The following is a 14,482-nucleotide window of genomic DNA, read 5'->3' as shown; positions in this document are numbered from 1 at the left end:
GGTCAATTTCGTATGCCGTTGCAGTCAGGCCAACAAACACATGCAACCATGCCGGACGTCCATCGACACGCCAGCCTGTTTCATCACCAACAACTTGGGGCGAGCCACGTACGGCGTGGCGAACCTCACCATGGGCCGATTCCAAACGTTTTGCGGTACGAAGCATGCTTCGATAACTCGTACTGCGCCCGACGGTGATTTCGAAAAGCATTTCCAGCAAACGCTATACCTTGCCGTGACTGAGTCCCAGTTCTTTGTTAACCAGTGCCATCGCGGCGTGAACGTTCGGTCCGAGCTGCACAGCTGCACCTCCGGTCGCATCGGATGTTTGCAGTTCGTGCCGGCCTTCCACCGCCGCGCCGCAACCGGTGCAGGTTCCAGCGTCGATATTGAACTGTTGATAAATGACGGTCCGAGAAATTTCAGTTTGATACTGGATTCGAGTTTCGGTCTTCGTCAGTTGATCGCATCCACAACCAGGGCAACAGCTCGGCAGCGGCACATCGTATGTCTTGTCGATTTGCTCCGGAGCAGCACGACGTTGGTGCTTGCCGTGGTCCTCTCCGCTCTTTCGGCCGGGCTTCTTCAGATCGGCCTTGCGTCCTTTACTAAATGGCGCGGCCTGACGCTTTCCCTCGCGCTCGACCTTCTCGAGCCGTTTGGATAGCTTTCCAACTTGTTCGACCAAGGCATCGATCACTGCCTGTTGCTGCTTGCAACCCGGGCAATCGGTCGTGGTTTTGGGAACATCCTTGATCCCGGAATTGTTGTCGAATCACCCCAATTTCACCAACAGCAGATTCTGCTCCGGTAAACAAGTACAGCAAAATTTTGTTGGTGCCGTTGCTACCGCCAGCGTTCCGCAGGGTCGCGCCGGGCTGTATCGCAACTTTCGACTCGCAGAAGGCCAACCAGCAGTGACAAACGTTGAATGAAGCCCTCGAGGAGTTAAAAAGTGAGACGACGCTAAACGGCTGGTTCGCGGACATTGAGCCGGCTGTCCCGATAAACTAAATTCTGGGTTCACCAATACCGACGCGTTAGCCAATAACGTCGCTGTCCAGCAAATGAAGAACGCACACCGTTTGTCGCAAATCTTGGTCAAAGCAGGAATCGCGATAGGATTCGTGACGGCGGTCATTATCGGCTTGTCTCCATTCGTCGCCGCGTACTGTGTAATGTTTGGTTGGCCGCTGTAGCCTGGTCCGGAAGCGATAACAAAGCGGTGAAACCGCTGCCGACCAAGAAGTCCAAGGTTTGCAAGTGGCGGGCGTCACTGTTTCATCGGATTTTGAATTGGTGATCGGCGTGTGTTCGCACGGATAGCTGTGCCCGCAGTGACCAACGCCTGTCTTTCCTATCGCTGATTGATGCCCTGGGATCTCGCCGATCGGATTTCACCGGAGCGCTGTTTCCAATTGATCGCTCTTGATGTCAGGGTTTGACCAGTGCTCCGCCGATGAAGACAAGCCGATCACTGGCAATCGATTGCGAGTACGAGCACCGCGTTGCTGAGCACGAGCACGATTGGAGACAATCCGACGCATGGTGTTCCGATTGCTAATTCGCTGCTCGTTACCCTTCGCCATGCCGATCGAGTAAACTTGTTGCCAGCGGCGAACTGCAAACTGTCGTCGTTGGGACAACGCGAACCATTTGGTAGACGGGAGTTGCGGTGCCTCTTTTGACTGCGGGCAACTCATCTGGCCGCAATACCGTTATCAATATCGTTCCACTTGTTAAGAACATTACTCTCTTGATCGGCCAACATGAATGACGAAACGGAACGTAAATCGCTTCATGTCGGCTACCTCACTGCAAATCAAATATTTTTGGTCGATGCGGCAGGGAAAGAGCGAGCAGCCCTCCTGTGCTCTGCCAGTAACGATCAGGAGCCGGGTTATGCCGCTTTTCAACTGCTAGATGCAAACGGTACGCCCAGAGTTGAATTGCAAGTCGACACTGAGGGTTGCTGTATAAGACTCAACAAGCCTGGCAACGTTCACGGAGTTTCAATTGCATTTTCGGAGGACCGAGGAGTTGGGATCTTGATCAGCGGTCACGAAGGAAAGTCAGCCATCAATCTGGAGATTCCCCACCCAAACTCGAATGACCATCCAGGCCAAAGACCAGAGCTCCAGTTGGTTCATGGTGATGCTGAGCGTACCCTATCGATGGAAGGACTTTCTGAGGACGTGGAACCATAAAATACACGCGAGGACGTGAGTCGCGGTTTTCCGTCTGCCTGCGAGTCATTCGCCCGTCCCGCGTAATTCCTACCGTTGTCCGCACTGACAATTCCCTGCTTCCCTTCAATCACGACCGAGACCAACACATGGGCACTTGGGATGCTGGCGTCTTTGACAATGACTCGGCACTCGATCACGTTTGCGAATTCACCAGCAAGATGATCCAAGAAATTGACGATGCCGTCTCGGACCCTTCTGAACTTGAATGCGACGAATACTGGGGCGATGCCATGCCCGCCCACATCGAAATGCTTCTGTGTTTGCACCGCGACACACATGGGTTGCTCCCGAAGCCCGACAAAGCAGTCCATTGGCGCGACACGTACCTGCGCGTTTGGGATGGCTACATTGACAATCTGGATCCAAAGCCGGAATACAAAACCAAACGTCGGGAGGTGCTGGTATCGTTGTTCGATCGTTTGAACGCAGCTGCCAATGCTGCCCATAACGGCGGATAACCACGCAATCGCTTTCGGGCAGAAGTCAAGAGGATAGGCGGCCAGCGAAAAGATCTATCGAGCTAGAGTTCAGCCGTTGCGGTTCGCGCGTTCCTTCAACCCGGCATTGATTTTCCCACTTCAGACACGAAGGTTTCAGTCGTTTTTATTTGAGGTGGGTTGTTTGAGCCAGACTCATTCGGAACAACTGGATGTAAACCGATTGCGAGCTTGGTGATGTGGATGCTGCCATTCGATTGTGCTCGAATGGTTTCCTAGCGGATATGCCGTGGGTTTATCGCGTCTACGCTGCTAGAAGCGGATCCGATCGGTTCGGATCGACTGGCTATTGGTTAATTTCAGGAGCGTTAAGAATGAAAGCCGCACTACTTATGTCTGTGATGATGTGCTTTGTACACCCAAGCGTCACCGTCGCGCAGCTTGTGCCAACGGACGCGGCCAAGGACGACTACTACGACCTCGGCGGATTTCACTACAAGGCTTCGACGGACTCGGGCGATGCCCAGAAGTGGTTCGATCGTGGGCTGGCCCTCTGCATCGCCTTCAATCATGAAGAAGGCGTTCGCTGCTTCGAGCGCGCGATCCAATACGATCCTGCGATGGCGATGGCATACTGGGGACTGGCATACGCGTGGGGCCCGAACATCAACAACACGGAAATCGAATCCTACCAAGTCGCCGAAGCGAATCTCGCAGTTCGCCTCGCCCAACTACATTCGGCAAATTCCACTCCGCTCGAGAAAGCATTGATCAATGCAATCGCGAGCCGATACGCGGTGCCTGTGCCAGAAGATCGCGCGCCACTGAATCGGGCCTATGCGAACGCAATGCGAAATGTCTACACCAAATACACGGACGATCCGTTGGTGGCTTCGTTGTTCGCCGAATCGCTGATGATTCTTCGACCGTGGAAACAGTGGGATGCTGACGGAACGCCAGCCCCTGAAACGCCAGAGATCGTCAATGTTCTCGAAAAAGCCTTGGCAACCACACCAAACTTTGCCGCGCTCAATCACCTGTACATTCATACGATGGAGGCCTCGCCTACGCCGCAAAAGGCACTCGCTGCGGCAAACCGACTGCGAAACATGATGCCTGGCGCCGGCCATTTAGTCCACATGCCATCGCATATCGATGTATTGCTCGGGAACTATGAAAGCGTTGTCCAAACCAACCTGCGAGCCATCGAGATTGACAAGTCGGTTTTGGAACGCCAGGGCAGTTTGAACTTCTATACCTTTTATCGAATTCACAACTTTCATTTTGTCGTTTACGGCGCCATGTTTCAGGGTCAAAGCGAAATCGCGATGAAAGCGGCAGAAGACCTTGTTGCGCAGGTTCCGGAGCAATTGCTCCGTACACAGACTGATTTCTTGGATGCGTTTATGCCAATGAAATTCCATGTCCTGATTCGATTCGGTCGCTGGGAAGACATACTCGCTGAACCGGCGCCGGCCGAATACTTGCCAATGAGTCGGTCCGTGCGGCACTACGCACGAGCATTGGCCTACGCTGCGACCGACCGAATTGACGATGCGGAAGCCGAGCACGCTCTGTTGATCGATACCAGAGAGCAAGTCCCCGAGACCAGTATCCTCTTCAACAACAAATCTCGCGATATTTTGGGGGTTGCAGAAGCCATGGTGGCAGGAGAAATCGCCTATCGGAAAGGCAATTTCGAAATGGCGTTCCAACATCTGCGCAACGCAGTCAAGCTCGACGACGCGATGAATTACGATGAACCGTGGGGCTGGATGCAACCGGCACGGCACGCGTTGGGCGCGTTGTTAATTGAGCAACGCCACTTTGAGCAGGCCGAGCCAGTCTTTCGAGCGGATCTCAAGAGGCACCCAAAGAATCCATGGTCGTTAAACGGACTCGCCGAGTGCCTGATGGAGTTGGGAAAACTCGATGAAGCGGCCACGATACGAATGCAATTTCTCTCAGCAGCTGAGCGAGCTGACGTGACAATCGATCGTTCGTGCTTTTGCCGACTTGAATAAATAAGGCGTCGACATGAGTCGCTCTCGGTCGATGCTGCACCGGCCGCGATTGATCGATCCATCTTTTCGCGGCGGTTGAGACCGCCACGTTGTGAGGATGTACGATCAAACGATCAGAAGGTGCAACATTGCCAGCCCCCTCTGCAGAACACTCCGCTGTGGAACTTCGGTAAGATGGTTGCGGGTGCTGATCTGCTGCTGCTTATCTTGAGGATCGCCGATGACTGCTTTTCGATTTGGTTCTCTATGCTTGGCTTGGGTAACTGGTGTTGCTGTCTTTGCCACGCTAAAAGACGGTGTGATAAACGCACAGGAAAAACAGGGAGCAGATCCGCTGTCGCTGGTACTGATTCAGGCGGACCTTGATGACGCGAATAAGACCCTGGCGATCTTCGATCTTGATGATGATGCCAGCTTAGACGAAGCCGAATGCAAGAAATTGAAATGGGCTGCATCCGTTGGCGACGCTGACTTGAATCACGATCAAAAGCTTTCTCAGCCGGAGATCGCGCTGCACTTCGCTTCCGTACGCGATCAGTTGGATATCCAGCAAATCGATCGGACTGTCGCCAAGCGAGCAATCCAAAAACACGACGCGAATCGTAACGGACAGATCGATCCTGACGAAATCACATCTGCTTGGCCTCCTGAGCCAGACCAAATCGACTCTAACCAAGACGGAATCCTGACCGTCGAGGAACTGACGCACGCGTTTGCGTTTCGACGCGTTGTCAGAGAGGAGATCGGAATCATCGGCGTCGACCAAGGCTGGGCCGTTAAGATTTCAAAACGATTTGACCGCGACGGTGATGGGAAAATCGGCCCGAGTGAATGGGAGCAGACACCGATCCCGTCCAATCCAGAAGCCGGCGACGAAGATGGCGATGGCCTGCTGTCGGTCATGGAAATTGCAACGATGCTGGCCAAACATCGGCAAAAGCTGGGCCTAACAGCAAAGGACTTGCTAACCGCCCGAAACCTTGTGCTACCGTTCGATCAAGATTTCGACGGCGTGGTCAGCAAGGCCGAACTCGCACGGTTTGTTGGCTTGCCAGAATCGGTCACCGCCAACTTGACTGCGTTTGATACCAACAAGGATGGCGACGTGTCGTTGTTGGAGATTGAAAAAGAACTCGGCAAACGGCGTGACGAAAAAGGCTACACCGACCAAGATTCCGCAGAAGCCAATCGCTTAATGATGCGGCATGACGTCAACCACGATAAAGTGATCCGTGCCGATGAGTTAAAAGGCAAGTCCGGAGGAGGCTTCTTGGGAAAAGACGTTTTGCCACAAGCCGATCGCGATGACAACCAAGCGATCGATACCGACGAGCTCGCTCGATTTCTGGCCAGAGAACGCGAGTAACCAACGTTCACTTGTTATCGCTGCCATTGAATCGCTATACCCCTTTTAGCGGTCAGCACCCGACGTTTCAAACACTTGATTGGGTTGAAAGTCAATGGACATGGCAGTCCCTCGAAAGCTCGATGACTTGGTTCTGTACAGTCTTCGCGAAGATCCGCAGATCTCCGAGCAGATGATCGTCGGCGAAAATGAACGGGCAAAAACCGATGAGCTCTCTGACAGAATTTTGAAGTCGGTTTACTGGGAAGCAGATCGCGAAGCCGCGTTTGCACGCTACTTCGAGAGTTCCGATTTTAAGAACACGCTGAAGCTAATCAATACGTTTGACATCAATCCTTCAGCTCCATTGGTGGAGATCGGTGGTGGCAGTGGGTTTCTATCGTGGGCGTTGACCCGCAGCGGCTTTCAAGACGTCTCCTTACTTGAGCCCAACCCAAACTTCATTACGGGGACGGGGTACTTGCAAACCCGCGCGGATTCGAAATCGATCACGATCGAAAACTCACTCGATCGCTTTTATGAATCCAGTCGATCGTACGAGACCGTTGTCACTCGAAACTGTATCCATCATTTCCCAAACATCACGTTCGTTGCAGCCTGCATTCGCCAAAAACTAAAAGACGGAGGGAAATGGGTCGTCATTCGTGAACCCTATGTTGAAACGGCAATCGAACTCTACCAGTTTTTGCAGGGACATCCATACAGCCAAGGCTATGGGATCTACGAGTTCGGCTTCCCGGCATCGCACTTCATCAACTGCATTGAAATGGCCGGCTTCGAGCTGTCCGCTGTGGTACCGGCAACGTACGCTAATGATGCACTGGCGATGTATTCCGAAGAGCAGGGCAGTACGAGAAACCGCTTGTTTACAAAGACTGCAGACATGCTTCTAAAACGCCTGCCCAGCGCAACGTGCACGGCGTATCGGATCGAACAACTCTTACGTGCGATCAGCGGATCAAAGCGGAGTCTTTTCACAAAGCCGCAGGTCATGTTGTTCGAAAAGACAGACTTGGGTGAGCTATCACCGGCGACGATTTGGTACCAATCGAATGCGACAAGCCAATCGGTAGATGCCTCTTCAAAGGCGGCCTAGCGACCTGTTGATTTTCAATGTTGCCCAATTCCAGTGTCGGCTTCTGCTCCGCAACAGCAGCGGTGAAAAACGCTGCGTTCGCGGAGCGAAAGGCGAGAGTGGATCGCAATCAGTCTTCGTTGTCGCGAGTGAGGTGACCGCTTTGGGCAATCGCGAGTAACAGCCAGAGCATCACGGCAATACTTCCGATGATGCCGAGCAAACCGAACAAGCTGATCGGTTCGAGTTGCATAAAATAGAGATTGATTTGCAACATTGGTGGCACACGTTGTGACATCATCAACGACGATCCAACGAACACGCTGCTTGCCATCAATCCCAACACCAGGCGATTGACCGAAGGTCCCATCCGTTGATGTTCCAACGTCAGCCTCGCTTCACCGCGGCGGACCATCTGCATCATCGAGATCACTTCGTCGGGTGCCGATTCCAAAAAGTTCTCGGCTTCCAAATAGATGCGTCGTGCCTGACGCATCCGGCGCCGTGGACTCAATCGGCGCATCATCGTTTTCTGAGCCAGCGACTGCACGACTTTCATTGAGTCGAATCGCACGCCAAGTTCGCTGAGTGTTCCTTCGAGCGAGATCAACATCTTCAACAGCAACGCTGACTGATTGGGCAACTTGATCGAGTGCCGGTGCAAGATATCCGTCAGCGCATTGAGCGCACCGGTCAAGTCAAATTGCTCGATCGATTGGCTGCCGTAAGTGCCAATGAAATCAGCCACGTCGATCGCAAGCGCCGATTCGTCGAGCGTTGGTGGAGTTTCGCCGACGCGGCGAATCAAGCGGATCAAACGGTTTTGATCGCCACCGGAAATCGCCAACAACATGTCTTCGATGTTTTCGCGAAGTGTATCGTCTAAACGCCCGGTCATCCCAAAGTCGAGGATGCCGAGCCGTCCATCTTGTAGGCAAAACAGGTTGCCAGGGTGTGGGTCAGCGTGGAACAAGCCTTCTTCGAATATCATCGCCAAGTAAACATCAGCGATCGTTTGGCCAAACGCTTCGCAGCGTTCCGGCGTCAAACGAAGTCGTTCGGGATGTTGTGCCGATCCATTCGTCGCTTCAAGTTTCGCTTTCCCATTGGTGGCAACGTGTTCCGATGAATCACTGGACTGCGAAATGCCGGAATCATGGAGTAGGTCCGCCAGCGATTGTCCGACTAGTTCGTCCATCACAAGCACACGCCGGGTGCAAAGCTCTGGGACTGGTCGGGGAATCACCACCGATGCGTTGTGCTGTTGCACCCACTGACAGAAGTGTTCCAGCGTTTGACGTTCGCGACTGAAATCCAGTTCGCGAAGGATCATCGGTGCCAGTTGCCGAACGACATCGGCTGGACGCCAGGCGGCAAGTGTTTCGACACGCTCGGCTAAGTCTGCCAAGCCGCCAAGGAGTTCGATGTCTTGTTTGACGGTTCGTTCCAGCCCTGCCCGTTGAACTTTGATGACAACCGACCGGCCGTCCGCGAGCACGGCGCGATGGACTTGTCCGATCGATGCGCTGGCGAGCGGCGTCGGTGCGATCGACTGGAAGTGTGCTTCGTAGTCGTCCCCAAGTTCCAGCGCGAGAGTGTTGCGAACGGTCTCGATGCTGTCCGGGCGAACGTCCACGCGGAGTTTCTTGAGCTCTTCGCTGATCGACAGGCCCACCAAGTCGGGACGCGCCGCCAGAATCTGTCCGAGCTTGATGAATGTCGGTCCAAGATCCGTGAACGCCATCCGCACGCGTTCTTCACGGGTGAATTGCGAAAGCGGCGTGCCGCGATGGTCGGTGTACCACTTGCTAAATGGCAGCCGCTGGTGCTGACTCAACCAATCGGCCAACCCGTAGCGCTGCAAGATCGCCAGGATCTCGCGCCAGCGGCGTAGGTTTCGATAGAGTTGTGGGATCGCGGTGATTTTCATGCTGGCTCGTCAGCTCGTCCGATGCGTGGCGAACGACGTGCAACGTTGTTCGCTTGCTGTATTGTAGACCGGCCGAATTTTCTTTCGTTCTTGGCTCAATTCTGAGAGATTTTCAGGCAAAATCGATGCCGCGAAAAATCGATTAAACTAGTCCGGCGGATTGTGTTCCTTCCCAGCTTGTCGACCTGATTGAAATTCGTTGCATGTCCGAAGCCCCTCCAGTTGAGCCTCGCGAACCCGCCTCCTCGAATTCGGGCGGTTCCGGGCCGGGTCCCGCCAACGTGGCGGCCGTCGCGGATCTCGCGAAACGGTTGATCGGCAACATCGAACATGCAATCGTCGGCAAACGAAAACAGCTCGTTTTGTCACTGGTCGCTTGGCTGAGCGGCGGACATGTGTTGCTCGAAGACGTCCCGGGTGTTGCCAAGACAATGCTCGCTCGCGCGCTTGCGAAAAGCGTCGGCTGTTCGTTTAAGCGGGTGCAATGCACGCCGGACTTATTGCCCACCGACGTGACCGGCACGTCCATTTTCAATCAAAAGAACGGCGAGTTCGAGTTCCGCGCCGGACCTGTCTTCACACAGATTTTGCTGGCTGACGAAATCAACCGTGCAACGCCGCGAACGCAAGCATCGCTACTGGAAGCGATGGCAGAATCCAGCGTCACCGTCGACGGTACCACCCACCAGTTGGAAAAACCGTTCCTGGTGATCGCGACACAGAACCCTGTCGATCACGAAGGAACCTTCCCGTTGCCCGAGGCGCAGCTCGACCGATTTTTGATGCGATTCAGCCTCGGTTATCCGTCATTGGAAGAAGAAATGCGGATGCTGGACCTGCTTCAGCACACGCATCCGGTTGATCAATTGCAACCCGTCGCTTCGGCCGCCGAGCTGGTCGCAGCGCAGCGTGAAATCCGCAAAGTCCACGTGGATCCACGAGTCCGACAGTACTTTTTGCAAATCGTCGCCCAAACACGTCATCATTCTGACTTCGCACTTGGTGGAAGCCCACGAGCATCGATTGCACTGTTTCGCTGTGGGCAAGCGATGGCTGCGATTCGCGGCAAATCGTATGTCAGCCCCGATGACATCAAACGAGTTTTGGGTCCGGTCATGAATCACCGGTTGATTCTGCAACCGGAAAGTCGGCTTCGGAAATTGACCACCGAAAGCGTTCTGCAAGAGATCGTCAGTGAAATCGCGGTTCCTACGGTCGACGCGTAAGCAGCCAATCTTGCTTGCCCCATCAAGCACGCTCTCACTCGATTAACGGTGCACTCCACCACATTGTGCTCTGTGGGGTGTTCAAGCACCGTCCCCTCGCTTTAGGTTGGTGCGGTCTGACAATCAATTTCCGATTCCCAACCTGCCCCACGAAGGGATCGGGACGACTGGGTAGCGAAAACAGACGTCAGGAGAGGGGAGAGCGAAACGTGACCGAGAAAGCGGTAGGCGAAATCCGCGTCAAGGATCGAGTGGTCCACCAGGCCGGCGAAGTGCCTTTGGTGATCCATTCCAAGCTGTCTGGACCAATCTCGGGTCTCAGCTTTTTACGCCGTGGTTTGTTGTTCGCCGAGTTATCTATGATCGCCTACAACGATCTGGACGAAGCTCGGATTGCGGCAAGGATCATCGGTTTCGATGAAGTCACATACTATGATCGAGACGGATCCCAGGCGTATCGGTTTCGCAACGAACACGATTGCGTGATCGCCTGTCGCGGCACCGAACCGAACGAATGGAACGATATTCGAGCGGATGCGAATGTGGCCAGTGTGTTGGCCGAAACGGTCGGTCGCGTTCATCGCGGATTCAAACGCGAAGTCGACGACCTTTGGCCGATGGTCGAAACCGCGCTCCTTGATAACGACTTGCCGCTGTACTTCTGCGGACACTCCCTCGGTGGGGCAATGGCAACGATCAGTGGCGGGCGGTGTTTCCTGTCCCACATTCAGAGTAATCCGACGGAGCTGTTCACCTACGGCAGCCCGCGAGTCGGCGATAGACGGTACATTAATTATGTCCAACTGGACCATTACCGCTTCGTCAACAACAACGATATCGTGACGCGTGTTCCGCCAGCGCTATTGCGGTACCGACATTCGGGTGCAGAGGTCTACTTTGATCACAACGGACGCATTCGAAAGCTGGGCTTGGTATCCAAACGACGCGACAAGTGGCGAGGGTTCCTGCGTTCGCTGAAACGTTGGAAGATCGATCACTTTTCCGATCACTCGATCCACCGGTACATTGACGCATTGATCGTAGCAGTACAAAAAGAGGATGAAGTGGTGGACAGCGGCGGAACGGCGAAGCCGCCGGCGGCCTATGCGAGCGTCGACGAAGATTGATGCCAGCTCGCGCCGCCCATTTCACTCCCACAAGCGACTCTCGCCTACAATGACCGCCTGTTCCTTTCGCCACATCTGGGCTGGACCGGCGATCGGCACGGCAAAACATAAATCCTGATGTCACAAAACAGCGATAAACCTGACGACACCGCCACCAACGCCGAATCGATGCCGACCCATGTCGAAATCGATGGCGTCCGATTGAAACTGGCCAAGCCGTTTCGTGATGATGGCAAGTGGATCGGACAGGGAGAAATACTCGAGCAATTGTTAGCTTGTTGGATCTCGATCGACGAAGCGGACTTGCCACTAACGCCTCGCTTGGTCGGTGCCCCCGGTGTTGGTAAAACCCAGTTGGCGATCGCCGCGGCAAAGGCGCAAGGGCGCCCGCTTTACATCTACCAGTGCACCGCTGACACGCGTCCGGAAGATTTGCTGGTTACGCCAGTCCTGAGCCAGAAAGGTGAAATCGCCTATCACGCGTCGCCGCTCGTCACGGCGATGATCTGCGGAGGAGTTTGTGTGCTGGACGAAGGCAACCGCATGAATGAAAAGTCATGGGCTTCACTCGCGCCGCTGTTTGACCATCGCCGCTATGTCGAATCGATTGTCGCCGGTATCACGCTGAATGCGCACCCCGAATTCCGCGCCGCTGTGACGATGAACCAGGACGAATCGACGTTCGAAATACCTGACTACATCATGAGCCGGTTGCAACCAACGCTGCCGGTCGGATTCCCGAACAAACAAGACGAAATGGCGATCTTGCAATACCACTTGCCGTTCGCCGAAGCAGAAATGCTGGCGATGACGGTCGAGTTTTTGCAGCGTTCGCATCAGCTGAAGCTCGAGTTTTCTCCTCGCGACGGCATCAACTTGCTTCGCTACGCCCTCAAACGTATCTCGCAAGACCCGGGTCACCCGGTCAGTCGCGACCAAGCGTGGCAAGAAGCATTGGAAAAGTGCCTGGGCAACGAGGCATTGGATTTGGAGAAACTCTCGCAACGGAAAAGCCGAACGCTTGGCGGCGATGCGGTCCCGCTCGGTTTGGCAGATCTGTTTTTTGATCGTGACGACCCGATGCACCCCGATCGAGACGAAGACGACGAAGATGACGAGTTCAATGTCTGAAACGTCGAAACCTAAACGAAACGTTGGTGGCCCAACCAACCGCGATCAACCCAATCGCATCAGCACCGAGACACAGGCCGCACCGCGTCCCGTTGCCGTGATTGATATCGGTGCCTCCGCGATTCGGATGGCCATCGCCGAGATTCATCCCAGCGGTGAAGTCCGCAAGCTGGACCAGCTGATTCAGCCCGTACCGCTTGGTAAAGAAACTTTCGAAACGCGCCGTCTATCAAGACGGAGTATCGAACGCGTCGTTCAGGTACTGAAACAGTATCAACGTATCCTGCTGGAATACGGGATCGACCAACCTTCATCCGTCCGTGTGGTCGCGACTAGCGCCGTCCGTGAAGCCGCCAACCGGCTCGCTTTTGCCGACCGCGTCTACATGGTCACCGGTCTGCACGTCGAACCGATTGACGAAGCCGAAGTCAACCGCATCACGTACATGGGCATCACGCCACAGTTGTTGGCCGATGAAGTCCTCTCCAACGGCAAAGCAATGGTGCTTGAAGTGGGCGGAGGCAGTACCGAAGTCCTGGTCGTACGCAGCGGCAACGTACTCGCCAGCCATTCGTATCGTTTGGGATCGATCCGCATGCTGCAGTCGGTTGATTTGGCCCGCGCCGGTGCCAAGCGACGTCGTGCACTGCTTGAAAATCATATCAACCGCATGCTGACCCAGTTGAACGAGCTGGTGAAATCGGAGTCGCAGTTGAACCTTGTCGCCGTGGGCGGTGACATACGATTGGCCACGCGTCTGCTGGAATCTGAATGGCAGGGCGGCGACTTGGCAAACGTCTCGGTCGAGCGACTTTGCAGTTTGACCGACGAAGTGTTGACGATGGACGAAGAAGAGATCGTCAAACGCTACGACGCGACCTTTATCGAAGCCCAAACCTTGGGCCCAGCTCTGCTTGCGTACTCGGCTGTCGCCAAACACTTTTCACTGGAAAGTGTCTACGTCAGCGACACTAACATGCGCGACGGGTTGTTGAAAGACATGGCCGCCGCGGGGCGCTGGACGGCTGAGTTTCGCAACCAAATCATTCGCTCCGCACTTTCACTCGGCCGACGATTCCACTTTGACGAAATGCACGCCCGCAGCGTCGCCGAGTTGTCACGGAAGCTGTACGACCAATTGCGTCCACAGCACCGCTTGGACAACCGCCATGAGGTGATCCTGTATGTGGCAGCCTTGCTGCACGAAATCGGCATGCAGATCAACATTCGCGGCCACCACAAACACTCGCTTTACATCATCCGGCACAGCGAACTGTTCGGATTATCGCAAGCGGAGTTGATGGAGGTCGCCTTGGTCGCCCGATACTATCGCCGGGCAACGCCGCAGCCGACGCATGCAGAATACATGTCGATGGGCCGCGAACATCGCGTTGTCGTTAGCAAATTGGCAGCGATCTTGCGTTTGGCGGCTGCACTTGATGACACACGCACCAGCCGCATCCGCGAGATCGAATGCAAGCTGGAAGGCACACGTCTGATCATCGAGATCCCAGGCGTCAGTGACGTCTCGATGGAGCAAATCGCGATGAAGCAGCAAGCCGGGCTGTTCCGTGATGTATTCGGCTTGTCAGTCTTGCTGCGTGTCAGCGGTTAAGACCAGCGATACGAATGAGCCTGCCCCGTAGTGGATCTTGTTAAAGATCCTTCGGGAAGAGGAAGACAAACAGCCCGGATCTTTAACAAGATCCTTCGAGAAGAGGAAGACAAACAGACCGGATCTTTAACAAGATCCACTACCCGTGATCCGCGATGTATTCGGCTTGTCAGTCTTGCTGCGAGTCAGCGGTTAACACCAACGCTGCGGATGAGCCTGCCCCGTAGTGGATCTTGTTAAAGATCCGGTCTGTTTGTCTTCCTCTTCTCGAAGGATCTTGTTAAAGATCCTTCGGGAAGAGG

The 14,482-nt window shown here is 54.6% G+C and carries 14 protein-coding genes; 10 read left to right on the top strand and 4 right to left on the bottom strand.

Going from position 1 to position 14,482, the window contains the following annotated elements; all coding sequences use genetic code 11:
• Together CGZ80_RS28520 and CGZ80_RS28515 are read right to left on the bottom strand one after the other, a co-directional pair.
• Positions 1-211 (bottom strand): transposase (locus CGZ80_RS28520; RefSeq protein ID WP_255407697.1); only part of this gene is annotated, 211 nt, incomplete at its 3' end.
• Between the two features lie 12 nt (positions 212-223).
• Complete coding sequence (locus CGZ80_RS28515) at positions 224-700, bottom strand: hypothetical protein (RefSeq protein WP_233148254.1); 477 nt, start codon at positions 698-700, stop codon at positions 224-226.
• 367 nt (positions 701-1,067) lie between these two features.
• Between CGZ80_RS28515 and CGZ80_RS28960 the strand changes: the two genes are divergently transcribed.
• Entirely contained in the window at positions 1,068-1,199 is a 132-nt protein-coding gene (locus CGZ80_RS28960) for a hypothetical protein (RefSeq protein ID WP_255407696.1), read from the top strand.
• 198 nt (positions 1,200-1,397) lie between these two features.
• Here CGZ80_RS28960 and CGZ80_RS06025 read toward each other — a convergent pair whose 3' ends face one another.
• Positions 1,398-1,646: a hypothetical protein gene (locus CGZ80_RS06025; protein ID WP_143543767.1), complete on the bottom strand. Its 249-nt coding sequence runs from the start codon at positions 1,644-1,646 to the stop codon at positions 1,398-1,400.
• A gap of 123 nt (positions 1,647-1,769) precedes the next feature.
• Here CGZ80_RS06025 and CGZ80_RS06020 point away from each other — a divergent pair, with 123 nt between their 5' ends.
• The 5 genes from CGZ80_RS06020 (at position 1,770) to CGZ80_RS06000 (ending at position 7,172) form a co-directional block, all read left to right on the top strand.
• Complete coding sequence (locus CGZ80_RS06020; RefSeq protein WP_094412393.1) at positions 1,770-2,207, top strand: hypothetical protein; 438 nt, start codon at positions 1,770-1,772, stop codon at positions 2,205-2,207.
• Positions 2,208-2,335: 128 nt separating this feature from the next.
• The gene (locus CGZ80_RS06015; protein ID WP_094412391.1) at positions 2,336-2,707 is read left to right on the top strand and encodes a DUF4259 domain-containing protein; all 372 of its coding nucleotides are present in this window, start codon (positions 2,336-2,338) and stop codon (positions 2,705-2,707) included.
• Between the two features lie 353 nt (positions 2,708-3,060).
• Positions 3,061-4,710 carry a tetratricopeptide repeat protein gene (locus CGZ80_RS06010; protein WP_198953637.1) on the top strand — a complete coding sequence of 550 codons (1,650 nt, stop codon included), beginning with the start codon at positions 3,061-3,063 and terminating at the stop codon, positions 4,708-4,710.
• A gap of 220 nt (positions 4,711-4,930) precedes the next feature.
• A complete protein-coding gene (locus CGZ80_RS06005; RefSeq protein WP_143543766.1) occupies positions 4,931-6,076 on the top strand; it encodes a hypothetical protein in 1,146 nt (381 codons plus the stop codon).
• A 100-nt stretch (positions 6,077-6,176) separates the two neighbouring features.
• Positions 6,177-7,172, top strand: coding sequence for a class I SAM-dependent methyltransferase (locus CGZ80_RS06000; RefSeq protein WP_158222575.1), 996 nt, complete (start codon positions 6,177-6,179; stop codon positions 7,170-7,172).
• Between the two features lie 109 nt (positions 7,173-7,281).
• On the opposite strand, the gene CGZ80_RS05995 is transcribed toward CGZ80_RS06000, so the two are convergent.
• Positions 7,282-9,081 (bottom strand): ABC1 kinase family protein, encoded by a 1,800-nt coding sequence (locus tag CGZ80_RS05995; protein ID WP_094412385.1) that lies wholly within the window; start codon positions 9,079-9,081, stop codon positions 7,282-7,284.
• A 203-nt stretch (positions 9,082-9,284) separates the two neighbouring features.
• On the opposite strand from CGZ80_RS05995, the gene CGZ80_RS05990 reads away from it, so the two are divergent.
• The 4 genes from CGZ80_RS05990 (at position 9,285) to CGZ80_RS05975 (ending at position 14,180) form a co-directional block, all read left to right on the top strand.
• Positions 9,285-10,307 (top strand): AAA family ATPase, encoded by a 1,023-nt coding sequence (locus CGZ80_RS05990; protein WP_094412383.1) that lies wholly within the window; start codon positions 9,285-9,287, stop codon positions 10,305-10,307.
• A 209-nt stretch (positions 10,308-10,516) separates the two neighbouring features.
• A complete protein-coding gene (locus CGZ80_RS05985) occupies positions 10,517-11,434 on the top strand; it encodes a lipase family protein (protein WP_233148253.1) in 918 nt (305 codons plus the stop codon).
• Between the two features lie 117 nt (positions 11,435-11,551).
• Positions 11,552-12,565, top strand: a complete 1,014-nt coding sequence (locus CGZ80_RS05980) for an AAA family ATPase (protein ID WP_094412381.1) — start codon at positions 11,552-11,554, stop codon at positions 12,563-12,565.
• Entirely contained in the window at positions 12,558-14,180 is a 1,623-nt protein-coding gene (locus CGZ80_RS05975; RefSeq protein ID WP_094412379.1) for a Ppx/GppA phosphatase family protein, read from the top strand. The genes CGZ80_RS05980 and CGZ80_RS05975 overlap by 8 nt, the downstream gene beginning before the upstream one ends.
• The last annotated feature ends 302 nt before the right edge of the window (positions 14,181-14,482 follow it).

Origin of the sequence: Rhodopirellula sp. MGV, from assembly GCF_002251265.1 — a bacterium.
Classification (GTDB): domain Bacteria; phylum Planctomycetota; class Planctomycetia; order Pirellulales; family Pirellulaceae; genus Stieleria; species Stieleria baltica_A.
The sequence above is the reverse complement of the archived record's forward strand: the minus strand, read 5'-3'. Positions and strand labels throughout refer to the sequence as shown.

Coding starts and splice junctions, on each gene's coding strand:
- CGZ80_RS28960 (WP_255407696.1), top strand. CDS start 1,068: ATGAAGAACGCACACCGTTTGTCGCAAATCTTGGTCAAAGCAGGAATC.
- CGZ80_RS06020 (WP_094412393.1), top strand. CDS start 1,770: ATGAATGACGAAACGGAACGTAAATCGCTTCATGTCGGCTACCTCACT.
- CGZ80_RS06015 (WP_094412391.1), top strand. CDS start 2,336: ATGGGCACTTGGGATGCTGGCGTCTTTGACAATGACTCGGCACTCGAT.
- CGZ80_RS06010 (WP_198953637.1), top strand. CDS start 3,061: ATGAAAGCCGCACTACTTATGTCTGTGATGATGTGCTTTGTACACCCA.
- CGZ80_RS06005 (WP_143543766.1), top strand. CDS start 4,931: ATGACTGCTTTTCGATTTGGTTCTCTATGCTTGGCTTGGGTAACTGGT.
- CGZ80_RS06000 (WP_158222575.1), top strand. CDS start 6,177: ATGGCAGTCCCTCGAAAGCTCGATGACTTGGTTCTGTACAGTCTTCGC.
- CGZ80_RS05995 (WP_094412385.1), bottom strand. CDS start 9,081: ATGAAAATCACCGCGATCCCACAACTCTATCGAAACCTACGCCGCTGG.
- CGZ80_RS05990 (WP_094412383.1), top strand. CDS start 9,285: ATGTCCGAAGCCCCTCCAGTTGAGCCTCGCGAACCCGCCTCCTCGAAT.
- CGZ80_RS05980 (WP_094412381.1), top strand. CDS start 11,552: ATGTCACAAAACAGCGATAAACCTGACGACACCGCCACCAACGCCGAA.
- CGZ80_RS05975 (WP_094412379.1), top strand. CDS start 12,558: ATGTCTGAAACGTCGAAACCTAAACGAAACGTTGGTGGCCCAACCAAC.